Here is a 22,737-nt window from a genome sequence, read left to right as displayed (position 1 = left end):
GGCGTCGACAAATACTGGTCCCCCGTCAACCGCGTCGACAACGCATACGGTGACAGAAACCTCATCTGCACATGCCCTCCAATGTCAGAATACGAAGAAGCCGCAGAGTAAACTCTCAAAACCCCCGCCAAAAAAGCGGGGGTTTTTTAATCTCGTACAGGTCAGAGCTTAATGCGGAATGCTGCAAAGCCATCTGCACCTTCTCCCGCATCTTCGATGACAACGCCTTTAACATCATTCATGTAGTCCCGCGCTTTTGGCCCGGTTTCAAACAATACGGTCGTGTCGGTGAGCGGCGCAAATGACCAGTTGGCATCTGCTTTAGGATCAATTGTACCCTGCTCGACAATATAGCGGACGATGACATCCCGGTTGGTGTCCGGAGCCTCAAAAACAACTGTGTCACCCTTTGCGCCGGGGAAAGAGCCCCCGCCCGATGCTCGGTAGTTATTGGTGGCGATAATGAACTCCATGTCATCCGTGACCGGTGCACCATTAAAGGCAAGGTTCACGATCCGGGCTGCATCTGGATTAAGTTCTTCGCCTTTTGGACCAAAGCGGGACGGTTGTGAAAGGTCGATCTGATAGGTCACACCGTCCATCACATCGAAATTATATGATGGGAATTCCGGGTTCAGCAGGATCGCGTCTTCAGAACCTACCTCAACCTGATTGAACATGCCCGCCGAACGTTCCAGCCAGCCTCGAACCTGCGCCCCGTTTACCCGTACGGCACGAACTGTGTTTGGGTAAAGATAAAGATCGGCCACGTTCTTGATCGCAACGTCACCGACGGGAACATCAGTGTAGTATTCCGGGCCGCCACGGCCGCCAGCCTTGAATGGCGCCGCTGCCGAAAGGATTGGCAGACCCTCGTGCTCGGTGCCTTTCATCATCTCTTCGACATACCATTTCTGCGCGATAGAAACGATCTGCACAGACGGATCATCGGCAACCAATGCGAAATAGCTATGCAATGGGGCCGAAGTCTTACCCACAGCGCGGCGGACGTAGGCCAGCGTTTCGTCGTGATCTTTCGCCACCGAGTCGAGAACCTTTTGATCATCTCCGACCAGCGCAGTTATTGACCGATCTTCGTTGCGTTTGGAGATCGGCCGCGCCTCGGAAGTGGTGGTGACCACACGCCAGGCGTTACCATCTCGTTCCAGCAACAGATCAAGCAGGCCAAGATGCGATCCCCAGAATCCACCCATGACGGCGGGCTTACCCATCAAAGTTCCGGTTTTCACGTCAATACCGGGACGGTCCGCAAATGTTGGAGATGGGAAGACCAAATGGTTGTGCCCGGTGACCAAGGCATCGATACCGTCAACACCGGCAAGAACGACCGAGGCATTCTCCATTCCTTCCGAATGATCGGCATCACCTATACCTGAATGCGAAAGTGCTAGGATCAGATCACAGCCTTGCTCTTTCATCTCGGGTACGTAAGCCTGCGCTGTCTCGACGATATCGCGGGCTTCGACATTGCCTTCAAGGTGTTTGCGATCCCAATTCATGACCTGCGGCGGAGTGAAACCGATGACGCCGATCTTGATCGGATGTTTGGCGCCGTCCCCCATTTCAATCTCGCGATCAAGAATGGCATAGGGCTTCACCAGAGTTTCGTCATCGCGCGGGCTGGCCCCTTTTTTCTTGGCAATATTGGCCAGAACCACTGGGAAGTCGGCCCCGGCAAGCGCTTTATCAAGAAACTCCAGACCATAATTGAACTCGTGGTTGCCCAAGGTGGCAGCATCGTAGCCGACCGTGTTGAATGCAGTGATAATCGGGTGGCTGTCACCCGCCTTCATTCCGCGCTCATAGGCGATATAGTCACCCATCGGATTGCCCTGCAGAAAGTCGCCATTGTCAACAAGAAGCGAGTTAGTCGCCTCTGATCGGATGTCGTTGATAATAGATGCCGTGCGTGACAGGCCCACAGTGTCCCGTGGTTTATCTGCATAGTAATCATAAGGGAAAACATGCACATGGATGTCTGTTGTTTCCATGATCCTCAGATGAGCCTGATTGTTGGCAGCAGACGCAGAGAACGGATGCAGAGTAATCGCAGCTGCACTGGCTGTCGTTGTGGCAAGAAACTTACGGCGAGAGAGCTTACTGCTGGAAAAGGGCATATCACACCTTTCTGGAAATATGTTCGAAACGCTTTGTAGATGGCGATTGTAACAAAGATGAATAAAGATCACCTAAGCCGATCAAGCATCGAACTATGGTTAAGATTGACGATACTGTGCCGACAAACCCTAAGAGCGTAAAGCTCATCAAGGTCTCAATTTGGAATTTATTTTGTGGCATTAGCCAGACCAAAACTGATGAAGCGCAGGCAGTTACATGGCAAATCGACAAACACCCCCGAATTACAAGTCCTTAGCGATCAGCGCATAATCGATTTGACGCGAAACGGGTTCAAGCTTTCGCTGAACTGTTCGATAAATTCCAAAGTTACCAAAGATGGTTGTTTCAATATAGGGCGCACTAAGGAAAGTGTATGAGGTAACACCGGTACGAATGGCCTGTAGCACAGTCCAAGATGGGCATATTGAACCGCATCCAGTTCGCTCACTACTGAGACTCCCACGCCTCTTAAGGCGAGTTCACAAGCTGCTGTAAATTGCCTGACCTCGACGTGAGAGTTCAATGAGATATTTGCGCTTTGGAACGCTTTCGATAGGCGCGCAAAAAAGTCGCTATCACGGCGGGTGTGAATGACTTTCTCGTTCTCAAGCTCTTTGGGTGTAACTTCCGAAACGCTTTCCAGCTCGTGACCGCTCGGAAATACACAAACCGTGCGTAACTGCACATCTGTATTTTGCACGGCAGGGTGGCTGATAAAACTGTCGGTGATCCCAAAATCATATTGCTCACCGATCATCCATTCAAGAATGCGCTCGGGCCGATCCGGCTCGATTGTCATGGTGACGCCGGGGCGGTCTTTCAGAAATTCGGCGACAACTTGCGGCAGGTGGCTGGTTGCAAATCCGGGCAGGCAAGCGACGCGAATATGTCCCGCCTTTCGTTGCGTGATGTCCTGACTGACGTCGGTGATCTGCTTCATCAGTTCCAGAACACGCTCTACGCTGGGCTGCAAATACCGAACTTCCTGCGTCGGCACTAACCGCCCCTCGCGGCGATCAAAAAGCTGAAACCCAAGTGACTTCTCCAGATCAGATATTAATCGGCTCACAGCTGGCTGACTGACCCCAAGATCAGTGGCTGCAGAAGTGATCGATCCATTGGTCGTCACTGCCATAAGGGCTTCAAGCTGTCTGATTCTCAGGGTTTGTCGCATGTTTGAACCAGTATTTCCCAGTTTTTCGCTCACGAATATAATGCCGTGTTATTTTTTTTATCAATACTAAGGTCTTGAATTATATTTCTGTAACGCTAACGTCGTGAAATCGTCATGTGTGCCGTTTACCCGTAGCGGTCGGTATTCAACGAAGCATCGAACCTGATGCATGGGAGGAATCATGAAAAAGAGATTTTTCGGCGCTCTCGCCGTAGCAACTGCCTTGTCCCCTGTAGCGGCAATGGCTCAAACCGAAGTCCAGTTCTGGCACGCCTTTACCGGCCGACTTGGTGATCTGGTGAAAGCCCAGGTTGAAGAATTCAACGCCAGCCAGGACGAGTTTGTCGTGGTTGAAAGCCACAAAGGTAATTACTCGGAAACGCTGAATGCAGGTATCGCCGCGTTCCGCGCTGGCGAACAGCCCCACATTCTGATGGTATTCGAAGTTGGCACCGCAACAATGATGTCGGCTGAAGGCGCCATCAAACCAGTCTATGAAGTGATGGCCGAAAGTGGCGCGTCATTTGATCCCGACGCGTATATCGGCGCTGTAAAAGGGTATTATACCACTACCGATGGCGACATGTTGTCATTGCCCTTCAACTCTTCCACACCCGTTCTTTGGGTCAATCGCGATGCGATGGAGGCAGCAGGAGTCGATCCTGATACCGATCTTTCCACTTGGGAAAAAGTTGGCGAGGTTCTTGATCAATTAAAGGCAGGAGGTGAAGAATGTCCGCTTGTCACTGCTTGGCAAAGCTGGGTTCACTTGGAAAACATGTCAGCCTATCACGATGTACCATTTGCATCGAAAGATAATGGTTTTGCCGGTCTGGACACCGAATTGATGCTGAATGGTCCGGTGCAAGTGGCCCACCTAAGCGCAATGGGTGATTGGGCCAAGGACGGTAAATTCATCTACACCGGTCGCAGAAACGAAGGTGGAGCCAACTTCCGCGCCGGAGAATGCGCCTTGTTCACAGAAAGCTCGGCGGGCTACGCGGGCATCAGCTCGGAAGCTGAGTTCGATTTTGACGTGCGGCCCCTGCCCTATTGGGAAGGTGTTACAGCCGAACCTCAGAACACCATTATCGGTGGTGCCTCCCTGTGGGTGATGGAAGGGCACGACCCCGAAGCCTACAAAGGAGTTGGAGAGTTCCTGAGCTTCCTGTCATCGTCAGATGTACAGGCCAATTGGCACCAGAATACCGGCTATCTTCCGATTACTGCAGAAGCGGGAGATGCAACCCGCGCGGCAGGATTCTATGAAGACAATCCCGGCACAGATATCGCGGTAATTCAGATGACTGCGAAAGAACCAACCGCAAACTCAAAAGGTCTGCGTTTGGGGTCATTCGACCAGATTCGCGGAATCATTGACGAAGAGCTCGAGGCCATCTGGTCTGGTGACAAGACGGCTCAGGAAGCTATGGACAGCGCTAAGGAACGTGGCGACGCGTTGTTGCGCCGGTTTGAATCAGCCAATCAATAAAAATGATATCATGCGGGCCTTTAACGGCCCGCATTTCTTTTTTGGTGGGACACTAAATTGGAAAAACGCGTCACCTTTCGGGGTTGGTTGCTGCCCCTGCTTCTGATCGCACCTCAGGTGATCGTCTCTGCCATATTTTTCTTCTATCCAGCGGCGCAGGCAATCTGGCAGTCGCTGTTTATTCCTGACCCGTTCGGGCTGTCATCTCAATTCGTCGGGCTCGGCAACTTTGAATTCCTTCTCAGCGACAAATTCTATCGTGCATCCTTCTTAACAACCGCGATCTTTTCGACGCTTGTCACCTTGTGCTCGATGATTCCGGCACTTTTTCTTGCAGTCATTGCCGACAGGTTGATCAAAGGCTCAGGTGTTTACCGTACCTTGTTAATCTGGCCCTACGCAGTCGCACCAGCTGTTGCTGGTGTGCTTTGGCTTTTCATGTTCAACACACGCGTCGGAGTTGTTTCCTGGTATCTTGGCCAACTCGGCTATGATTGGAACCACGTTCTGAATGACGCCGAAGCAATGGGGCTGGTCGTTGTCGCATCCGCGTGGGGGCGTATCAGTTATAACTTTTTGTTTTTCTTTGCGGCGCTGCAATCCGTGCCAAAGTCAGTCATCGAGGCAGCCGCAATCGATGGGGCGCATTTCTGGCGCCGGTTCTTCACAATTGTTTTGCCACTGCTGTCGCCAACGGCCTTCTTTTTGCTGGTGGTCAACGTCGTCTATGCGTTTTTTGAGACATTCGGTGTTATCCACACAATCACCGGAGGTGGTCCGCAACAAGCAACAACGATCCTGGTCTACAAGGTGTTTTCCGATGGGTTCGTCGGGCAAGATCTCGGGTCTTCGTCGGCTCAATCCGTCATCCTGTTGATCGTGGTTGGTTTGCTAACGGTGATCCAGTTCAAATACGTCGAAAAAAGGGTGCATTACTGATGGCGGCCCAGCAACACGGAATGGTCGAGAAACGAGGCGCGGGTATCTGGCTAACCCACGCCTTTATGGTCCTGGGCGTCCTGATCATATTCTTTCCGATCTGGCTGGCTTTTGTTGCCTCAACAGTATCCCAGCCTGAAATCGTCTCGCCCCCTATGCCGATCTGGCCGGGTGATCAATTTTGGGAGAACTACCGAGCAGCCCTTTTTGCCGGCGTAAACGTGCCCGTCGCTACCATGCTGTTCAACAGTCTGGTGATGGCTATCGGTATTGCCGTTGGCAAGATTGTGATCTCACTTCTGTCGGCCTTTGCAATCGTCTACTTCCGCTTCCCGGGGCGAACGACCTTCTTCTGGCTGATCTTTCTGACACTGATGTTACCTGTCGAAGTACGGATTGTTCCAACATTCGAAGTTGTGGCGGGTTTTGGCATGCTAAACAGCTATTCCGGGCTGATTTTCCCATTGATCGCCTCAGCCACTGCCACTTTCCTGTTCCGGCAATTCTTTCTGACAATCCCGGATGAACTTGCTGAAGCGGCGCGGGTAGACGGTGCGCGGCCGATGCGGTTTTTCGTCGACATTGTAGTGCCGATGAGCAGAACCAACATCGCGGCCTTGTTCGTCATTCTCTTCATTTATGGCTGGAACCAATACTTATGGCCGTTGCTCATCACCACGGATCCCGAGATGAATACCATTGTGATGGGCATCAAACAGATGTTCCCATCCGGCGATGATGTGGCCGAATGGCCCGTCATCATGGCAACCTCGATATTGGCCATGATCCCACCGGTCATTGTGGTGGTGTCGATGCAAAAACTGTTTGTTCGCGGCCTTGTCGATAGCGAGAAGTAAGAAATGGCAACTGTAACCCTAGAAAACGTCAAAAAGAGCTTTGGCACCACAGACGTCATTCATGGTATCGACATTGATATCGCAGACGGCGAATTCATCGTTATCGTCGGGCCTTCAGGATGTGGCAAATCCACGCTTTTGCGCATGGTGGCAGGTCTTGAAACCGTGACTTCGGGTGAAATCCGCATCGGAGACGAGCGGGCAAATGACAAAGAACCGATGGATCGGGATATCGCGATGGTATTCCAAAACTATGCGCTATACCCGCATATGTCTGTACGCCAGAACATGGGATATGGACTAAAAATTGCCGGGTTACCTAAGGCGGAGATCGATCAAAAGGTGACCGAAGCAGCAAAGCTGTTGCAATTAGAACCTTTGCTAGACCGAAAGCCCAGACAGTTGTCGGGCGGGCAGCGGCAGCGGGTTGCAATGGGACGCGCCATCGTTCGTGAACCAGCCGTGTTCCTTTTTGATGAACCGCTTTCAAACCTTGATGCGAAACTACGCGTTCAAATGCGCCTGGAGATCCGCGAGCTTCAGGAAAAGCTGGGGATTACGTCCCTGTATGTCACACATGATCAGGTCGAAGCCATGACGATGGCAGACAGAATGATCGTAATGAACGGCGGGATCGCCGAGCAAATTGGTACACCTCTGGACGTCTATGAATCCCCAAAAACCCTGTTTGCGGCTCAATTCATCGGCAGTCCCGCGATGAATATCTTTGACGCGCAGCGTGTAGGTGGAGTGATCAAAATTGAAGGCGTGGAAATTGGTCCATCTCAAGGCCCAGATACCTCTGTAAAACTGGGAATCCGGCCAGAACACCTGTCAATGGATGAAAATGGCCCGCTGGAAGCCGCAATTCAGATGGCTGAACCTTTGGGCGCAAATACGCTGCTACACGGTCGCCTGACAGGCAGCCAAGATGTGATCACGGCCAGCCTCCCCGGCGTACACCCAATCGAAGGGCGGCATCCTGCGGTAAGGTTCTCGGTCGCCCCCGAGCAGATGCACCTGTTTGATCCGGATACCGGTAAGCGACTTGAGGTTTGATGGCCCTCTGGGCGGTTTTATGGTCGTTGGTCACTCAATATGTCGGTGCACAAAGCACCCCTAACCCAGATACCGAAGCGCAAGCTTGCGTGTTGTATCAATGAATCTCTGATTTCGGAGTTCAGAGCCTTCTTCCGACAGTTTGTCGATTACCCAACCCATGTAGGTCGCCGCACGCAGCAATAAAAAGAGATCAAGCGCGCTGTCATCCAGGGGTCGTTCAGACCGGTAACCCGCAAGCAAAGCCTCTTTTAATTCAGGATAGTCTGGCTCCTGCAAATTCTTGAGTAATGTCGTAGCCAGATCAAACAGGCGAAACCCAAAGCCACTGTCGTCAAAATCAATGAGTTGAAGACGATCTCCATCAACCAGAATGTTTTCGCGCACCAAATCCGCATGGATCAGACCGTAGTCCAACGTATCTTCCAGTTGGGTCAATTCGGTCGCCATCTTTCCGCGCAAAGCCTCAAACAATTCGCGGTCCTCGGCAGACAAAGTCGGGTTTTCCCAGAATCTGCCCCACAACGGGTTATCCCCCAGCAGTCCATTCCGATCCCAGGAACATCTGTCAAAATCGTCAGGTAACGCCCACCTGTCCGAAACGTCATGCAACCGCGCCATTTCACGCCCGATGCCTAGGAATAGTGAGGTTCGGTCTTTCGTCCCCAGCGGCTGACCCGTTGCGCCCATTGGCGCACCGTTCAGCCAGGACAAAACGTCAATTTGGACCCCATCAACGATATGCAGAAAATCTCCTGACGCCGAGGCAATCGGTGCTGGCACATGTAATCCGCCGCGCGAAACCGCATCCATCCACTGTAGTTCCGATCGCAATTCCTCATTGGTACGATACCCCGCTCGATGCAATCGCAGCGCATAAGAGGAACCATTGATATCGACGCGGAAAACCTGATTTTCACGGGCCGCGATCAAATGGTAAGATGCACCCTGCATCCCCCATAGCTCCAACGCCCGATTAACCGCCAAATTCATGCGTCTAGCGGAGTTTTGGCCAGAACTTCGTCCAGCGTATCAAACAAAAGATCTGCGCTCTCGATCGAGAACGGCATCGGTGGACGTATCTTCAGCGTGTTCTTATGCCGCCCCAGCTTTGAGTGAATGACGCCCCGTTCCCGCATGCCATTGATTACTCGATCTGTGAATGCACTGGCGGGTTGCTTCGTTTCCCGATCCAGTACCATCTCGGCGCCGAAAATCAGACCTGAACCGCGTACGTCACCAATGAACTCATGCTTTTTCGCTAATCGAGTCATCCTCATACGAGCGTGCGCGCCGACTTTTCTGGCGTTTTCAAGCAGGTGCTTGTCCTCGATTTCCTCCAATACGGCCATGGCTGCAGCGCAAGAGACCGGGTTGCCCCCGAACGTATTGAAATAGCGATAACCTTTTCTGAATGTTCCCAGGATTTCCGAGTTGGTGACAACCCCTCCGATCGGATGGCCATTCCCCATCGGTTTACCCAATGTCATGACATCCGGTACCACGCCCATCTTCTGATGCGCCCACATATGCGTGCCTGTACGACCAAACCCGGATTGAACTTCGTCGCAAATCAGCAGGCCACCTGCCTTACGCACAACCTCGGCAGTAGGCTTCAGCCAACCGTCCGGATTATCCGGGAAACCTTCGTTCAGAAAATACGGGCAGACAACCAATGCGGCAAACCCGATACCTGATTTTTCATGCTCGGCAATCTGTTCAGCTACAGATTCTGCAAATCTCATCCCCTCGGGATCAGGGTTGCGATAGCTGTCTGGCGCACCGACAAAACGAAAAAATTGACCAAGGCCAAACCCAACCGTCGGAACATTTGATTTGCTAAGCTGGCTGACGAGTGAGGTATTGCCATGATAAGTCGCATCTGTTGCGATGATTCCACGCTTGCCGGTCATACTTTCGGCCATTCGCAAGGCAATATCGTTGGCCTCGGAACCAGTGCAGGTCAGAATGGCGGTATCCAGATGGTCATCCACGGTGCTGGTCAGCTTTTCGACATAGTCGAGAATGCCGTCATGAAGATAACGCGTATGAGTGTTCAGTGTACTGGCCTGACGACAAATCGCATCGACCACGCGCGGGTTGCAATGCCCAACATGTGGCACATTGTTGTAGCAATCCAGATACTTGCGCCCGTCGGCGTCCCACAGCCAAACACCCTCGCCCTTCACGATGTGAACTGGGTTGTCATAAAATGTGGAGACATTCGGACCCAGCAGTCGGGCGCGATCTGCGATCAACTCAGCGTTCGATCTGGTCAATTTTTACCCTCCAGATGAGGTTACACTTTGCGCACAACGCCCTCAGCGACCCATTCGTCAAACTGAGCGAGAACGGCATCCGCAAAGGCCTGATCATTGATGTGCGCGTCAATCTCGGTTGTATTTACGACCGCAGGCATCACATTACGTGCCTCGTCAATCAGGGCGGCAAGACCCTCGGGATCGTACGCCTCCTGACCCTCACGATCCCATTCCTCAACTCCACCAACCGGTATGAAGAAATGGGTCGGACCAGTGGCTTGTTCTAGACGTTTTGCCATCTCCCGGATACCGTTGCGACGCTCATCGGCGTTGAACACGGCACTCTTTATCAGGCGGTTATGCTCGTGGAACGGGCGGTCGGAAAACTGCGGGGGGATGTCTTGCCAACCCGCAAAATCCAGCAAGTCCAGCGCGCCCGGAGCAACCATTTGCGGAATTCCGGCCCGGCCCGCATTGGTCAGGCGATCTTCGCCAGATGAGACCAGCGAGCCTGCCAACATATTGGCAAATTCCTGCATGCAGAAATCCATCACGCACGCAAAGGCGCCTTCGCCCGCGAGCTTTTCGAACGCCATACCCCCCATCCCAGTCGAATGGAAAACGGCCACATCAAAACCGCGGGCTTCCAGCTCCGGTTTCAGGATCTTCATGTAGCGCAAACAGCTTGAACCCAGTGACGTCATACCCACCACCGGGCGTTCGGCCTTTGGTGGCTCAACAGCACGCGCCGCACCAAGTACAGCCCCCGCAGCCTGCGAAAGAGAGGAACGACAGATCGCGTTCATCCCGTACAGGCCTCCGGCCCACAAGATCATCTGGATGTCTGGTGCTAAGCGATGTGGTGGGATCAATGGGGAAAAGCTGACGGTCGACACAATGTATTTAGGCACTCCCATGGGGATCGCTTGCGCACAATCGAGCGCCAAATCGGTTCCCATTGTGCCACCGGTTGCCAACATGGCATCAAAGCGCCCTTTGGACAGGGCGTCGCGAACGACTTTGGCGGCCCCTTCTGACATAACGCGAAAAGCCTTGTTTTCATCGCCCAACGCGATCACGTCTTCGATGGTCAAATCGCATGCTGCAGCAACATCATGTTTGGAAATGTCCGTGGGTTGGGACGGGTCGCCCAATACGGAAACGTCCATCGTCAGAACATTTCCCCCCTGCGCTACGATGCATTCCTCTAGATACCGCATCTCTGGGTCTTTGGTGTCGTAGGTCCCGATCAACAAAATGGTTTTGTCACCCATGGGGGCTCTCCTTTGAAGTTCCGGGATCAGAGTTGAATCCACGCTGTTTTCAAATCGCTGTATTTCTCCAGCGCATGAAGGGATTTGTCGTGGCCATTGCCGGATTGCTTCACCCCACCCAAGGGAACAGTGAGATCCGAACCGCCATATGTGTTGACATGCACCACACCCGAGCGGATGCCTGCCACCATCCGGTGCGCACGGCTGAGGTTAGATGTCCAGACACCAGCGGACAGTCCATATTCTGTACTGTTGGCCAGTTGAATCGCCTCTTCCTCTGTTTCAAACGGGGTCACGGCCAGAACTGGGCCGAACACCTCGTTTCGAAACAGAGTGTCAGTCGAGCGGACTCCCGTCATAACGGTCGGGGCCATATAGTAACCACCAGTGTCCTTTAGAATTTGGTCACCACCAAGTTGTAGTTCAGCACCTTCCACCTGCGCCTTTTTGACAAATTCCAGGTTCGCATCCAATTCGGACAGGGAGTGCACCGCTCCAATGTGGTTGTTCAGGTCTAGAGGGTCCCCGACCTGCATCGCTTCGGCGTTCTCGACTAACTCTGCGACAAAATCGTCATGAATATCTGCCTGAACAAGCAAACGTGACGCCGCAACGCAAATCTGACCTGAGTTCCGGAATATCCCCGCGGCTGACACTTTCGCCGCCTGCGCAAGATCAGTTGCATCATTGAATACTATGTTCGGGGATTTTCCACCAAGTTCAAGATAGCAACGTTTGAGGTTTGAACGCGCCGAATACTCAAGCAGCTTACGCCCCGTTGCGCCCGAACCCGTAAAAACAAGAATGTCCACATCCATCGACAGCGCCAGGGTCTCGCCCACGACCCGACCCGAGCCTGTGACGACATTTAATACGCCCTCTGGAATACCCGCCTCGACCGCCAGTTCAGCCAGTTTCAACAGCGTCAAAGATGCGCTTTCCGCAGGCTTCAGAACTACCGAATTCCCCGCCGCCAGGGCCGGGGCCAGCTTCCACGCTCCGATCATCATCGGCATATTCCAAGGCACAATCGCCCCGACGACGCCGACCGGCGCATGGTGGATCAGCCCAAGGACATTTTCGGCAGTGGGCGCGATCTGGCCATAGACCTTGTCTATTGCCTCGGCGTAGTAGCGGAATGTTCCAGCCGCAGACATGGGTTCGGCCTTCATGGCCATCGTTATTTCGGTGCCATTGTCACGCACTCCCAGAACCGCAAGCTCCAGCGCATGTTTCTCGATCAGATCGGCAAGCTTCAGAAGGATTTTCTTACGCTCAGATGGTGCGCGCCGTGCCCAACGACCATCTTCAAAAGCCGCCCGCGCGGAAGCGATGGCCGCATCCATATCAAAAGGTGTACCCTCGGCAATCTGCGTCAGAACTTGACCATCAATCGGCGACAGAACATCGCGTGTTCTGCCTTCATTCGAAGGGACAGAACTCCCATTGATAAAATGGTTTCGGGGCGTCAACACCTTGCCGCGAAGAGCGTCGATTTCTGACTGGATCATTAAAGGATTACCCTTGTTGGTTTGGGTGGTCGGCATCAACAGGCTCAGCCGTAGGCTCGGGCCGCAACTTGTTTCTGAACTCGAAATACAGAGTGCGGAAATGAAGGATCAGGATCAGCAGTATCAGGCCAAACAAGATCGCTGCGATTGGCCGGTCGACAAAGTCGAGTGGGGTTTTCACCCGCGCCATGGCGCTACGAAGTTTCACCTCCATGATACCACCAAGAACCATTCCAAGAATGATTGGCACAATCGGCAAATCCAACCGTTTCAGAATAAGGCCAAAGACACCAAAACCCGCCGCAAGCGCACAATCTGTTATCGAGTTCCTCAGCGAATAAACACCAACAAAAGACAACACCAATATCATGATCCCCAGAAAGCGAGTTGGTATCTGGATAATCTTGAGAAGCAGGTTTGTCGAAAACAGCAGGAACACCAGAACGATAACATTCAACAAGATCAGCGCCATATACAGGGCCATCACAAAGTCCATCTGAGATTCAAACAGCTGAGGGCCAGGAATGACGTTGTGGACATAAAACACCGACAGCATCATCGCCGTCAGCGCTTCACCCGGAATGCCCAACGCAAGCAGCGGGATCATCGCAGCACCCGGCACTGCGTTATTGGCCGCCTCGGATGCCACCAGTCCCTCGGGTGATCCATCGCCAAACTTATCGGGATCCTTCGAGGATTTCTGAGCATAGGTGTATGACAAAAACTGCGAGGTGAATTCGCCAGTGCCTGGCACCATACCCATGAGAACACCAATGCTTGAAGACACCGTCGCGACGCGCTTGACGCCCAAAAGCTCTTTCAGGCCCGCAAAAATGCTGCCGCTGACATGCGCTTTACCGGGTGCATGGTTCTTTTCCAGAAGCAACAGCAACGCCTGACTGATCGCAAACAGGCCTAAAACCACAACGATCAAGTCGATACCTGAAGCAAGCCAACTTTGGTCAAATGTGAACCGACGCGTGTACTTGACCGGTTCCAAACCCACAGTGTTCAGAAAAATACCAAAGGCGGCCAGCATTCCCGCTGCAAATATCTGTCCGCGGTGAGCAAGCACCACCAATATAATACCCAGCAAAGCGGCTAGAAAAATTTCGCGACTACCGAAATGCGGCGCGATCAACGCCAGCACCGGCGACAGGATCATCAGACAGATGATCGAGAAGACCCCACCAAAGAACGAGGCCGAGTATGCCAGTGAGAGCGCCCGGTGCCCCTGCCCGCGTCTAGTCATGGGGTAACCGTCGTACGTTGTCAGCGCGTTCACGGCCGTGCCTGGCGTGTTGATCAAAATCGCCGGGATTGCGCCGCCATACATGGACGACCCGTATATTCCGAGCAGCAATGTCAGACCGACAATCGGCTCAAAAGCAAATGTTGCTGGCAATAGAATTGCGATGGCAACGGGCGCACCAACTCCGGGAAGAGCACCTATTATGACCCCGCCGATTGACCCGATCAGCAGCGCAATAATTACCTGCCATTGCGCCAGGATCGAAAGACCAGAAAATAGAGTTTCCATTTCGAACCTCAGAGATATGTCAGCGCAAAGGCGCGAACGCTGTCGGGCAGATATTCATAAACAGCACCAGCAGGGATTTTGACCTGCAGGAAGGCTCGGAAAACGACAGTGACAAAAACGCCGAACAAAGCCGCGATGCAGATTGTTCTCGCGTCCCGAAACCCAGTTCGTAACGCCAGAAAAACAGCAAACAAAACGGTCGACGGCAGGTATCCCAAAATGGGAACCAGCATCACGTAAACCAAAAAATATGCGACATATTCAAACGATCGCAGCCAGAACCCGACTTCTGTCCAGCGACCAAGAAGACGGGGGGACATGGCTGAGCTCAGCCAGTGAAGGAACCCAAAGATGACCATCGCCCAGAGCGAGATCATTGGCCAGAGGTTGGGTTGGGCAAACCATTTGGTCCGCTTTACGGCTTTGGTCTGCTCGCCCAATTGCGTCAGAAGAAAAACCGAAAAACCAAGGAAGAGCACTGCGAATACAACATCACCAGGTCGGCGATACCGTTTGAACATGTCCTGTAAGGTCTTCGCGATCATTTAAACCTCTCCCCTGATTGAAAAAGGCCCGGCAGATTTGATGCTGCCGGGCCAGTTTCATGTTATTCGCCCAGAATCTCTTCGATTTTGGCGAACGAGGCTTTGTCTTGTTCGATCTGTGCGTTGGAGGCATCTGGATCCTGCCAGTAGATCAGCGCACCCGTTTCCTCGGCAAGCTGCTTGGCCTTATCGGAACTCAGGGCCTTTTGCGCGGCTGCGGTGATCTTTTCACGTGCATCGGCTGGAGTGTCTTTGTGCACGAACAGACCGTTCCAAAGTGCCAAAGGCAGATCAGGGTTAAGTTCAACAATGGTTGGCGTGTCAGGAACCAGCGATATCCGCTCTCCTCCGATGCTGGCCAGGACGTTCACCTGATCCAAGCAGGGAAGTATGAGTTGAAGCGTGGTGTTGATCACATCCACATCGCCCGAAGCCAATGTGTTGCAGTCCAGTGCGTCGAAAGCGGCTTCGCTCGCGAAATCAAACCCGCTGCTGACAGCAGCTGCAAATGTTACCTGTGTGGGTGGCAGCACAGAGCCGAAATGCCCCAAGGCAACGTCGTTTTCCTTACCGTGCTCTACCAATTCCGCCCAAGTCGAAAAGGGCGCATCCTTGCTGGATGCGATCACAAATGGGTAGGTCAGGAAAATGCCAATCGGGTCAAAGGGATTGGGGTTCAGCTCGGGAATACCAATGTCAGGGCCGATCACCGGTACACCTATGACGAAAGAGCCCACCGTATATCCATCCGCCGGAGCTGTAGCCACTTCAACCGCGCCGGGGAACGGGCCTCCGCCACCGCCGGGCTTGTTAACCACTGCTGCGGGAACACCGTACATCGCCTGAAATTCGTCGGCGATGAGGCGGGTAAGCACATCCTCAAGGTCACCCGGTGGCCATGGCACAACAAAAGAAACGGGTTTTTCAGGATATTCAGCCAAAACAGCGCTGGCACTTAGGGCCATTGCTGCGGCAGTAGCCATGAATTTTTTCATTACGTCCTCCCAAGCGGTTCATATATTGAAACACAGTATCAATTTTTTTATTGCTGTGTTAAGCTTTATTGTTGCTGTGTTAAGCTCTTTCTGTCAAGATAATTGTGAAACAAAGGACTGGATCATGGGGACTGCACTGAAAGTACTGAAACTTTTGGATAGCTTTTCTCTGCAACAACCTGAGCTTGGGTTGTCGCAGATTGCTCGGATGAATCAGATCAACAAGGCGACTGCACTACGGTATCTGACGAATCTGGCGGATTACGGCATGGTCGAACAGGACCCACAATCCAAACTGTATTCGATCGGTACCGCCCCCCTTCGTTTGGCCAATCTACGAGAGGCCGCCAAACCACGGCTGACAGCGGCCCGAAAAATTATGAAGGCGCAGGTGCTTAAAGTGCATGAAACGATGCACATGTCACTTTTGAAATCCGATCTACTGCAAACCACTTTGGTTGAAGAAACACAGGCTCATTCCGTTCGCATAAGTATCGGCGCCTCTGAAATTTTGCCTTTGCATGCGACCGCCTCGGGCATCGTTTCACTGGCGTTTGGCCCCAGAAATATATTGCAACACGTACTGGATGGGTCGCTACCAATCTATTCCGAACACACCCTGACAAACCCCGATCGCCTGATGGATCTGGTCGATGAAACACGGCACAAAGGGTGGTGCGAAAGTGTGAGCGGCTATGAAACAGGCGTACACGGGTTCGCCGCACCAATCTTCGGCGAGGAACAAACCGCGATTGGAGCCATCGCCTGCGTCATTCCGCAGCCTCGGGTCACATCGGACTTGCGGAGTGCCGTGCTCGACGCACTGAGCATTGCCTCAAAGGAGATCACATCAGTCTATGGCGGACAGTTTCCTGCCACCTACCGCCTGAATCAGTTGCAGACCAGTTGATACCGACACGACGACAGAGAGAGCCATGAAAGACTCAAACTTCCTGAAAGAAAACAACGCGCGATATTTCTGGCATCCGATGGCCCATCCGGCGGACAGTCAAAAAAACCCTCCCACGATTCTAAGTGGCGGTGAAGGGGTCAGCATCGTGGATGTTGATGGCCACCGGGCACTGGATGCAGTCGGTGGTCTGTGGAACGTGAATCTGGGCTATTCCTGCGAACCAGTAAAGCAGGCCATTGCGGACCAGCTGAACGCCCTACCCTACTATTCCACGTTTCGTGGGACCAGCAACGACAAGGCAATCGAACTATCCTATGAGCTTGCGCAGTTCTTTGAATCTGATGGCCTGACACGCGCGTTTTTCACGTCGGGCGGTTCGGACTCGGTAGAGATCGCCCTGAAAATGGCCCGCCAATACCACAAAATTCGCAGTGAGGCCGGCCGCACCAAGTTCATCAGTCTGAAGCAGGGTTATCACGGCACCCACTTTGCAGCTGCGTCGGTCAATGGAAATCAAAAATTTCGCGCAGCCTACGAGCCCATGTTGCCGGGATGTTTTCACGTCCCCGCGCCTTGGACCTATCGCAACCCGTTTGATGAGACCGATCCAGAACGGCTAGCGCAGCTTTGCGTAAAAGCGTTAGAAGCCGAAATCGCATTTCAGGGTGCAAACACCGTTGCGGCGTTCATTATGGAACCCGTTCTCGGCGCAGGGGGAGTGATCCCACCACATCACAGCTTCATGCCCATGGTGCGCGAGGTTTGCTCAAAACACGGTATTTTGTTGATTTCGGACGAAATCATCACCGCCTTTGGCCGAACAGGCAGCGAAAGCGGCGCGCGGCATTGGGGCGTGAAACCAGACATAATGACCACGGCCAAGGCGATTACAAATGGCTATTTTCCATTCGGTGCAACGTTGATTTCTGGCGCAGTGGCTGAGGTGTTTGAAACCGATACAACTGGTCTGGCGTCGGTTGATCAAGGGTATACATATTCGGGCCATCCAGTCGGCGCGGCGGCAGCACTTGCCGCACTGTCCGAAATTAACCGCCTTCGGGTCTGGGAAAACGCCGCCGCACGCGGAGACGAACTCTTTTCCGGATTGCAAAAGCTGACCGAAAAATATGACGTCATCGGTGACGTGCGTGGGGGTGAGGGCCTCATGTGTGCGCTAGAATTGGTCTCAGATCGCAAAACAAAAGCACCAATCGCGAAACACTTGCCTCTACAAGTACAAAAAACAGCCTATGAAGACGGTGTAATGGTTCGTGTGTCCGGCAACAACATCATCCTGTCACCACCTCTGGTGATCACTTCGGAAGATGTAGCCAAAATCCTCTCGGCGCTTGATACCGGACTGGCCAGTCTCTGACTTGTCTACTGACCTCGTTTTTTCCCAGGACGGGGTCAGACTTTAACCTCTTGCAGCTCCTCGAGAAGATCCAGAAGTTGATCTAGCTTTTCACGCCCCAGTTGCGCTTCGATATTGTTCGATATTGCAAGCGATGTGGCGAGATTGTTCTCTAATATCATTCGACCCGCGTCGGTGATCTGCACCATAGTCCGGCGCTTGTCCTCGTTGTCTTGACGGCGCGTAATCTGCCCGTCTGTCTCCATCGTCCGTAGAATTCGGGTCACACTGGGTAAAAGCAGGCAAGCCTCATGTGCAATAGTGCTTTGCTCCACCTCTCCCAACTCATCCAGTACGCGCAGAATTCGCCATTTCTGTTCAGTCAGGCGAATACCCTGCAGCATATCCCGGATGGGTGCCATAACAGTTTCACGCGCGCGCAAAAGCGCAATTGGAAGAGATCGGGCGGTACTTTTGGTATGAGACTGAGTATTCATATGACCTTCTTAATCGCCAATTCTTGGTTTGCAAAGTTTAACAAGGCAAGTTCCTGCGACCGTGCCTGTTATTGTAGATTTATCTGTAACTAGCGCCCGCCGCTTCGGAGAATTTCCAGCAAGCCCTTTCAAGCGAAATGTTCCAACTGCGGCCAGTTAAGGCCACGATTTGGACACTATTATGGCTATTATCTTTTATTGTTGATGTTACGATCCGCTATTGGGAGCTATCTGAACCATGGTGCCAGCCGAAAACTCGGTCGCTATCGTTATGCCTTGCCTGAACGAGGCGGCAACGATTTCTTCCTGTGTAATCAGAGCGCAAAAAGCCTTGCAGATACTCGCTGAGCGATACCAGATATCAGGCGAAGTAATCGTTGCAGACAATGGCAGCACGGACGGCAGTCAAGCCCTAGCTGAAAAGGCCGGTGCCCGGGTCGTAAACATTCAAGAACGCGGTTATGGCGCTGCCCTTATTGGTGGTTTTGCCGCAAGCGACGCCACTTATCTGGTGATGGGCGACAGCGATTGTTCCTATGATTTCGTCGAAGCGGTTCCGATGATCGAAAAGTTGATGAATGGTGCCGAATTATGCATGGGCAACCGGTTTCGTGGCGAAATCAAGCCAGGCGCAATGCCCTGGAAGAACCGTTATATCGGCAACCCGGCCTTGTCGGGCATTCTTAGAATTTTGTTTCGCACTGGTATCGGTGACGCCCATTGTGGCATCCGCGCCATCCGGCGAGAGGCATTGGAGCGGCTCAACCTATCTTCAACCGGGATGGAGTTTGCTTCCGAGATGCTGCTGAAATCTGTGCTGCGGAAGCTGAATATAGCCGAGGTTCCTGTAACCTTGTCCCCTGACGGACGCGGCAGGGCACCACATTTAAATCCGTGGAGAGATGGGCTTCGGCACCTGATATACATGTTCTTGCTCAGCCCAACCTGGCTGTTTCTGGTGCCTGCACTGGTCCTGTTCCTCGCAGGATTTGCAATCACCGTTCTACTGCAACTTAGCGGAGATCAGGAAATGGCGCTGATCGGTGGCTTCAGGATCGGCGATCACTGGGCGGTTGCAGCGAGTGCAGCCATGGTCCTGGCCTTTCAGACGGTGGTGCTGTGGCTGGCGGCACTGATGTGCAGCTATCGGGATGGGCTTCGACTGCCAACAGAACGCGCTCGGGTATTGTTGGGATATTCGCGCTTGCAATATTGGATTCTGGCCGGGCTTGTCCTGACATTTGGCGGCTTGGTATGGGCGGCCACTATCACCTCTAGCTGGATTGCCTCGGACTTTGCGGCATTGAACGAGATGCGCACGTTGATCGCTGCGTTCACGATGATTGTTATTGGGGTGCAAACGTTTTTTTCCGGGTTCTTGCTGTCTATGATTGCGGGCAATCGCTCGCGTCATTCAGCGGTTCTACCCGAACGAGGGAATGTCTCTGCCAATCCCGATCTAATGGCGTTGAACCAACCAACATGATCTTCGGCTGATCTGCCTATTCCATTGGATCTGATGGTTACCGCCAACGCGCGGCATCCGATCGCAGCGTATCAGCCTTACACCGTTACAAGCTTCCCACGTCGGAGCTCGAGGGTCTCGGGCGCCAACGAGCGGCGGAACGCAGGGGCATGACTGACCAACAGAATCGCCTGAGGTAATCCCTGCAAAATTTCCAGAAGCCGTGCTTCATTCTTGGCATCAAGCGCGTTGGTCGGCTCGTCCAATAGTAACGCTTCAGGCTCCATCGCGAGCACGGTGGCAAGCGTCACCAACCGTTTTTCACCACCTGATAATTTATGCGTGATACGGTCACGCAGATGCATCAGATCCAGATCGCTCAGCACTTTGTCAACGATGTCAAGCGCTTCGGTCGTGCTGCGCCCAAGATTGAGCGGGCCAAAAGCGATATCTTCCGCCACGGTCGGGCAAAACAACTGGTCGTCAGGGTCCTGGAACACCAGTCCAATACGGCGGCGAACCTCGTGAAAGTCAGCCTCGACACACCTATCCTTACCAAAGATGTTCATGCGCCCAGAAGAGGGCGCTTGAAGGCCAAGGACAATGCGAAAAAGTGTGGATTTTCCTGATCCATTTGGACCTGCAATCGACAACCGTTGACCGGGCTCAAGCCGCAGCGCAACCCCGTCCAGAACCGGGGCCTGACCCGGGTAAGAAAAGCAAATGTCTTCGAGATTAAGGATCGTCATTGAAAATCCAGAATAAGAAGGCTGACACAAATCGCACTCATCATCGTCGCAAACCGATAATCCCGTCGGGTCAGGTTAAATTCCTGCAACAACAGAAGCCGGCCCGAAAACCCTCGGCACTTCATCGCGTCCAGAATGCGCTCGGAACGTTCAATGGCGCGGATCAGCATCATACCAACCAGATAACCAAAGCTGCGATAGGTGTGCCAGTTGGTGCCCGGTCGGAAACCTCTGACTTTCATCGCGCCGCGCAGACGCAGGTACTCTTCGCGCAGCACTTCGATATAGCGGATCGTGAACATTAACAGATGCACAAGCACCTCCGGGCAGCGAAGTTTGTGCAATGCATGACCTAATGTGACAGGCTCCATGGACCCTACCAGGACCATCAGCGCCAATATCACGGCGTTTGCCGTCAGCGCGATCTCAATGGCTTTCCAGAACCCCTGCCAGCTTGCCGCAAATCCAAAGAGGGTGAACATGGTGTCTCCGGGCATGGAGAATGGCAAAAGCACCAACATGAAGATGATAAAGCTGTCCATCATCGCCATACGTTTAAGAGTTCGGCGAATGGGCAACCGTGACATCAGCAACAGCCCGATCGAAACTGAAAGCGCGATCAACAATGAGGGGATTGAACTTAGTGCAACGGTGACGGCGGCAAAGAGACATGTTATCGCGATGCGCATCCGCGGATCCAAATCCGCGATCACCCCGTAGGGCTCAATCCCACCTGCCTCGGCCAGAGTTTTGGCCTGGGGTTCCAGCGCATGTGCCATCAGGCGGCCAACTTGCGACGTGCGGCGAAATAGAACCCGACACCAAAGAGACCAACGATATACCCGATGCCCCCCAAAATACTTTGCATATCGTTATGTTCGCGATAGGCGGCAATTTCTCGGCGCAAGGGGCGGGTTTCGTCGCGCACCACTTTAGCAATCGCGGCGCGTTCTTGATCGGACAGAGACGCAACCATCACGGTTCCAACGCTTGCAACAGTCGTCGGCTGAGCACCGATCTCGGCAACCTCAACGGCAACTCCCATGATTTCGGCCACCTCGTTTGCGGACATGGTCACTTCAGCCACATGGCCCGCGCCGAGATCGGCCTTGAAGGTATGCGCAACAGGTTTTGTGGGGATATACAAAAAGAACCCGTCTCCATCGGTAACGGTGTGACCTAGTTCAGCACCATCGGGGCCGTAGACGAAAACTTCCTGGTCGCTTGCCATATCGCCATTGGAAAACCCCAGCTCACCCTCGATCGCTTCGCCAGCGGGGAAAACCCCCGCGATGACCTTGTGTGCGAGGGCCGAAATCGGTGTGAGCATCAGCGTGGCAATAACAACCAGTTGTTTCATGTTAAAACCGCCTTTTTGAACAGTTCCGGTTTCACCTTGCGCGCCAACATCACGGCAAACCCCGTAAGCATGGCTTCAATGCCCATAACCGGTATATGGGCGAAAAACACCAGCTTGGCCGCAGGCAGGAACGCCTCACCGGACATCGCCAGTGAAACGGCAACAAACGCGGTTGTGGCTGCGACTGAGAACGCCCCCCCGATACCGCCCCAAATCGCCCCCTGAAAGGGTGAGCCTCGGGCGGTGAGGCGGCCAAAGATCATCCAGGTCAGTACCGCCGGAAGGGCAATATTCAGCGTATTGATCCCAAGCACAGTCAATCCGCCAAATCCAAAGAATACAGCCTGTAACAGCAGCCCTACGAACAAAGCTGGAAAGGCGGCCCAACCGAGCAAAAGCCCGGCCAGGCCGTTCAGGATCAGATGCACAGAAGATGGGCCAATCGGCACATGAATCAGCGAAGCAACGAAGAAACTGGCTGACAGAACACCCGCTGTGGGAATGCGATCCAGATCCAGCGACTTCAGCCCCATTGCAATCCCGCCTGCAGCAGCGATCGCACCGCCGACTACGACAGGGTTCGAAAGAGCACCATCTACAATGTGCATAAGGG

General features: G+C 53.2%; 21 protein-coding genes. 7 read left to right on the top strand and 14 right to left on the bottom strand.

Going from position 1 to position 22,737, the window contains the following annotated elements; all coding sequences use genetic code 11:
* Positions 1-161: 161 nt before the first annotated feature.
* Positions 162-2,138, bottom strand: a complete 1,977-nt coding sequence (locus tag ACRZ91_RS19120; protein ID WP_480907825.1) for a bifunctional 2',3'-cyclic-nucleotide 2'-phosphodiesterase/3'-nucleotidase — start codon at positions 2,136-2,138, stop codon at positions 162-164.
* Positions 2,139-2,398: 260 nt separating this feature from the next.
* The gene (locus tag ACRZ91_RS19115) at positions 2,399-3,313 is read right to left on the bottom strand and encodes a LysR substrate-binding domain-containing protein (RefSeq protein ID WP_480907823.1); all 915 of its coding nucleotides are present in this window, start codon (positions 3,311-3,313) and stop codon (positions 2,399-2,401) included.
* A 181-nt stretch (positions 3,314-3,494) separates the two neighbouring features.
* Here ACRZ91_RS19115 and ugpB point away from each other — a divergent pair, with 181 nt between their 5' ends.
* The 4 genes from ugpB to ACRZ91_RS19095 are packed head-to-tail and all read left to right on the top strand — an operon-like array spanning position 3,495 to position 7,660.
* Positions 3,495-4,805, top strand: coding sequence for a sn-glycerol-3-phosphate ABC transporter substrate-binding protein UgpB (ugpB, locus tag ACRZ91_RS19110; protein WP_010443485.1), 1,311 nt, complete (start codon positions 3,495-3,497; stop codon positions 4,803-4,805).
* A gap of 57 nt (positions 4,806-4,862) precedes the next feature.
* Positions 4,863-5,744, top strand: a complete 882-nt coding sequence (gene ugpA, locus ACRZ91_RS19105; RefSeq protein WP_010443484.1) for a sn-glycerol-3-phosphate ABC transporter permease UgpA — start codon at positions 4,863-4,865, stop codon at positions 5,742-5,744.
* 20 nt (positions 5,745-5,764) lie between these two features.
* Positions 5,765-6,601, top strand: coding sequence for a sn-glycerol-3-phosphate ABC transporter permease UgpE (gene ugpE / locus ACRZ91_RS19100; protein ID WP_170543896.1), 837 nt, complete (start codon positions 5,765-5,767; stop codon positions 6,599-6,601).
* 3 nt (positions 6,602-6,604) lie between these two features.
* A complete protein-coding gene (locus ACRZ91_RS19095; protein WP_170543870.1) occupies positions 6,605-7,660 on the top strand; it encodes a sn-glycerol-3-phosphate import ATP-binding protein UgpC in 1,056 nt (351 codons plus the stop codon).
* A gap of 60 nt (positions 7,661-7,720) precedes the next feature.
* Here the strand turns inward: ACRZ91_RS19095 and ACRZ91_RS19090 are convergent, their stop codons facing one another.
* The 7 genes from ACRZ91_RS19090 to ACRZ91_RS19060 all read right to left on the bottom strand — a co-directional run bounded on the left by ACRZ91_RS19090 (position 7,721) and on the right by ACRZ91_RS19060 (position 15,786).
* The gene (locus ACRZ91_RS19090; RefSeq protein ID WP_480907820.1) at positions 7,721-8,614 is read right to left on the bottom strand and encodes a phosphotransferase enzyme family protein; all 894 of its coding nucleotides are present in this window, start codon (positions 8,612-8,614) and stop codon (positions 7,721-7,723) included.
* Positions 8,615-8,649: 35 nt separating this feature from the next.
* Entirely contained in the window at positions 8,650-9,939 is a 1,290-nt protein-coding gene (locus tag ACRZ91_RS19085; protein WP_480907818.1) for an aspartate aminotransferase family protein, read from the bottom strand.
* Positions 9,940-9,959: 20 nt separating this feature from the next.
* Positions 9,960-11,195 carry a Tm-1-like ATP-binding domain-containing protein gene (locus ACRZ91_RS19080; RefSeq protein WP_480907816.1) on the bottom strand — a complete coding sequence of 412 codons (1,236 nt, stop codon included), beginning with the start codon at positions 11,193-11,195 and terminating at the stop codon, positions 9,960-9,962.
* Between the two features lie 26 nt (positions 11,196-11,221).
* Positions 11,222-12,706: an aldehyde dehydrogenase gene (locus ACRZ91_RS19075; RefSeq protein WP_170471872.1), complete on the bottom strand. Its 1,485-nt coding sequence runs from the start codon at positions 12,704-12,706 to the stop codon at positions 11,222-11,224.
* 7 nt (positions 12,707-12,713) lie between these two features.
* Entirely contained in the window at positions 12,714-14,246 is a 1,533-nt protein-coding gene (locus ACRZ91_RS19070; RefSeq protein WP_480907814.1) for a tripartite tricarboxylate transporter permease, read from the bottom strand.
* 8 nt (positions 14,247-14,254) lie between these two features.
* On the bottom strand, positions 14,255-14,791 hold the full coding sequence (locus ACRZ91_RS19065; protein WP_480717492.1) for a tripartite tricarboxylate transporter TctB family protein: 537 nt from the start codon (positions 14,789-14,791) through the stop codon (positions 14,255-14,257).
* Between the two features lie 62 nt (positions 14,792-14,853).
* On the bottom strand, positions 14,854-15,786 hold the full coding sequence (locus ACRZ91_RS19060) for a tripartite tricarboxylate transporter substrate binding protein (RefSeq protein WP_010443475.1): 933 nt from the start codon (positions 15,784-15,786) through the stop codon (positions 14,854-14,856).
* Positions 15,787-15,910: 124 nt separating this feature from the next.
* Here ACRZ91_RS19060 and ACRZ91_RS19055 point away from each other — a divergent pair, with 124 nt between their 5' ends.
* Both ACRZ91_RS19055 and ACRZ91_RS19050 read left to right on the top strand, forming a co-directional pair.
* A complete protein-coding gene (locus ACRZ91_RS19055; protein WP_480907811.1) occupies positions 15,911-16,696 on the top strand; it encodes an IclR family transcriptional regulator in 786 nt (261 codons plus the stop codon).
* Between the two features lie 25 nt (positions 16,697-16,721).
* The gene (locus ACRZ91_RS19050; RefSeq protein ID WP_480907809.1) at positions 16,722-18,074 is read left to right on the top strand and encodes an aminotransferase class III-fold pyridoxal phosphate-dependent enzyme; all 1,353 of its coding nucleotides are present in this window, start codon (positions 16,722-16,724) and stop codon (positions 18,072-18,074) included.
* 35 nt (positions 18,075-18,109) lie between these two features.
* Here ACRZ91_RS19050 and hpaR read toward each other — a convergent pair whose 3' ends face one another.
* On the bottom strand, positions 18,110-18,550 hold the full coding sequence (hpaR, locus tag ACRZ91_RS19045; protein WP_170543853.1) for a homoprotocatechuate degradation operon regulator HpaR: 441 nt from the start codon (positions 18,548-18,550) through the stop codon (positions 18,110-18,112).
* Between the two features lie 238 nt (positions 18,551-18,788).
* Between hpaR and ACRZ91_RS19040 the strand changes: the two genes are divergently transcribed.
* Positions 18,789-20,036, top strand: coding sequence for a glycosyltransferase family 2 protein (locus ACRZ91_RS19040; RefSeq protein WP_480907807.1), 1,248 nt, complete (start codon positions 18,789-18,791; stop codon positions 20,034-20,036).
* Between the two features lie 77 nt (positions 20,037-20,113).
* Here the strand turns inward: ACRZ91_RS19040 and ACRZ91_RS19035 are convergent, their stop codons facing one another.
* Genes ACRZ91_RS19035 through cbiM form a run of 4 tightly spaced genes read right to left on the bottom strand, consistent with a single transcriptional unit; the run spans position 20,114 to position 22,732 of the window.
* Positions 20,114-20,764 carry an energy-coupling factor ABC transporter ATP-binding protein gene (locus ACRZ91_RS19035; protein ID WP_480907805.1) on the bottom strand — a complete coding sequence of 217 codons (651 nt, stop codon included), beginning with the start codon at positions 20,762-20,764 and terminating at the stop codon, positions 20,114-20,116.
* Positions 20,761-21,543 carry a cobalt ECF transporter T component CbiQ gene (cbiQ, locus tag ACRZ91_RS19030; protein ID WP_480907803.1) on the bottom strand — a complete coding sequence of 261 codons (783 nt, stop codon included), beginning with the start codon at positions 21,541-21,543 and terminating at the stop codon, positions 20,761-20,763. The genes ACRZ91_RS19035 and cbiQ overlap by 4 nt, the downstream gene beginning before the upstream one ends.
* Complete coding sequence (locus ACRZ91_RS19025) at positions 21,543-22,124, bottom strand: cobalt ABC transporter permease (protein ID WP_480717498.1); 582 nt, start codon at positions 22,122-22,124, stop codon at positions 21,543-21,545. Before ACRZ91_RS19025 ends, cbiQ begins: the two co-directional genes overlap by 1 nt.
* Entirely contained in the window at positions 22,121-22,732 is a 612-nt protein-coding gene (cbiM, locus tag ACRZ91_RS19020; RefSeq protein ID WP_480907801.1) for a cobalt transporter CbiM, read from the bottom strand. Before cbiM ends, ACRZ91_RS19025 begins: the two co-directional genes overlap by 4 nt.
* Between the last annotated feature and the right edge of the window lie 5 nt (positions 22,733-22,737).

This window comes from Ruegeria sp. O11, assembly GCF_056535285.1.
Note: the sequence above shows the minus strand (reverse complement) of the source record. Positions and strands in the feature narration are given on the sequence as shown.

Excerpts from the sequence above, each read along its gene's own strand:
- ACRZ91_RS19120 (WP_480907825.1), bottom strand. The coding sequence starts at position 2,138 with ATGCCCTTTTCCAGCAGTAAGCTCTCTCGCCGTAAGTTTCTTGCCACA.
- ACRZ91_RS19115 (WP_480907823.1), bottom strand. The coding sequence starts at position 3,313 with ATGCGACAAACCCTGAGAATCAGACAGCTTGAAGCCCTTATGGCAGTG.
- ugpB (WP_010443485.1), top strand. The coding sequence starts at position 3,495 with ATGAAAAAGAGATTTTTCGGCGCTCTCGCCGTAGCAACTGCCTTGTCC.
- ugpE (WP_170543896.1), top strand. The coding sequence starts at position 5,765 with ATGGTCGAGAAACGAGGCGCGGGTATCTGGCTAACCCACGCCTTTATG.
- ACRZ91_RS19095 (WP_170543870.1), top strand. The coding sequence starts at position 6,605 with ATGGCAACTGTAACCCTAGAAAACGTCAAAAAGAGCTTTGGCACCACA.
- ACRZ91_RS19090 (WP_480907820.1), bottom strand. The coding sequence starts at position 8,614 with ATGCAGGGTGCATCTTACCATTTGATCGCGGCCCGTGAAAATCAGGTT.
- ACRZ91_RS19080 (WP_480907816.1), bottom strand. The coding sequence starts at position 11,195 with ATGGGTGACAAAACCATTTTGTTGATCGGGACCTACGACACCAAAGAC.
- ACRZ91_RS19075 (WP_170471872.1), bottom strand. The coding sequence starts at position 12,706 with ATGATCCAGTCAGAAATCGACGCTCTTCGCGGCAAGGTGTTGACGCCC.
- ACRZ91_RS19070 (WP_480907814.1), bottom strand. The coding sequence starts at position 14,246 with ATGGAAACTCTATTTTCTGGTCTTTCGATCCTGGCGCAATGGCAGGTA.
- ACRZ91_RS19065 (WP_480717492.1), bottom strand. The coding sequence starts at position 14,791 with ATGATCGCGAAGACCTTACAGGACATGTTCAAACGGTATCGCCGACCT.
- ACRZ91_RS19060 (WP_010443475.1), bottom strand. The coding sequence starts at position 15,786 with ATGAAAAAATTCATGGCTACTGCCGCAGCAATGGCCCTAAGTGCCAGC.
- ACRZ91_RS19055 (WP_480907811.1), top strand. The coding sequence starts at position 15,911 with ATGGGGACTGCACTGAAAGTACTGAAACTTTTGGATAGCTTTTCTCTG.
- ACRZ91_RS19050 (WP_480907809.1), top strand. The coding sequence starts at position 16,722 with ATGAAAGACTCAAACTTCCTGAAAGAAAACAACGCGCGATATTTCTGG.
- hpaR (WP_170543853.1), bottom strand. The coding sequence starts at position 18,550 with ATGAATACTCAGTCTCATACCAAAAGTACCGCCCGATCTCTTCCAATT.
- ACRZ91_RS19040 (WP_480907807.1), top strand. The coding sequence starts at position 18,789 with ATGGTGCCAGCCGAAAACTCGGTCGCTATCGTTATGCCTTGCCTGAAC.
- ACRZ91_RS19035 (WP_480907805.1), bottom strand. The coding sequence starts at position 20,764 with ATGACGATCCTTAATCTCGAAGACATTTGCTTTTCTTACCCGGGTCAG.
- cbiQ (WP_480907803.1), bottom strand. The coding sequence starts at position 21,543 with ATGGCACATGCGCTGGAACCCCAGGCCAAAACTCTGGCCGAGGCAGGT.
- ACRZ91_RS19025 (WP_480717498.1), bottom strand. The coding sequence starts at position 22,124 with ATGAAACAACTGGTTGTTATTGCCACGCTGATGCTCACACCGATTTCG.
- cbiM (WP_480907801.1), bottom strand. The coding sequence starts at position 22,732 with ATGCACATTGTAGATGGTGCTCTTTCGAACCCTGTCGTAGTCGGCGGT.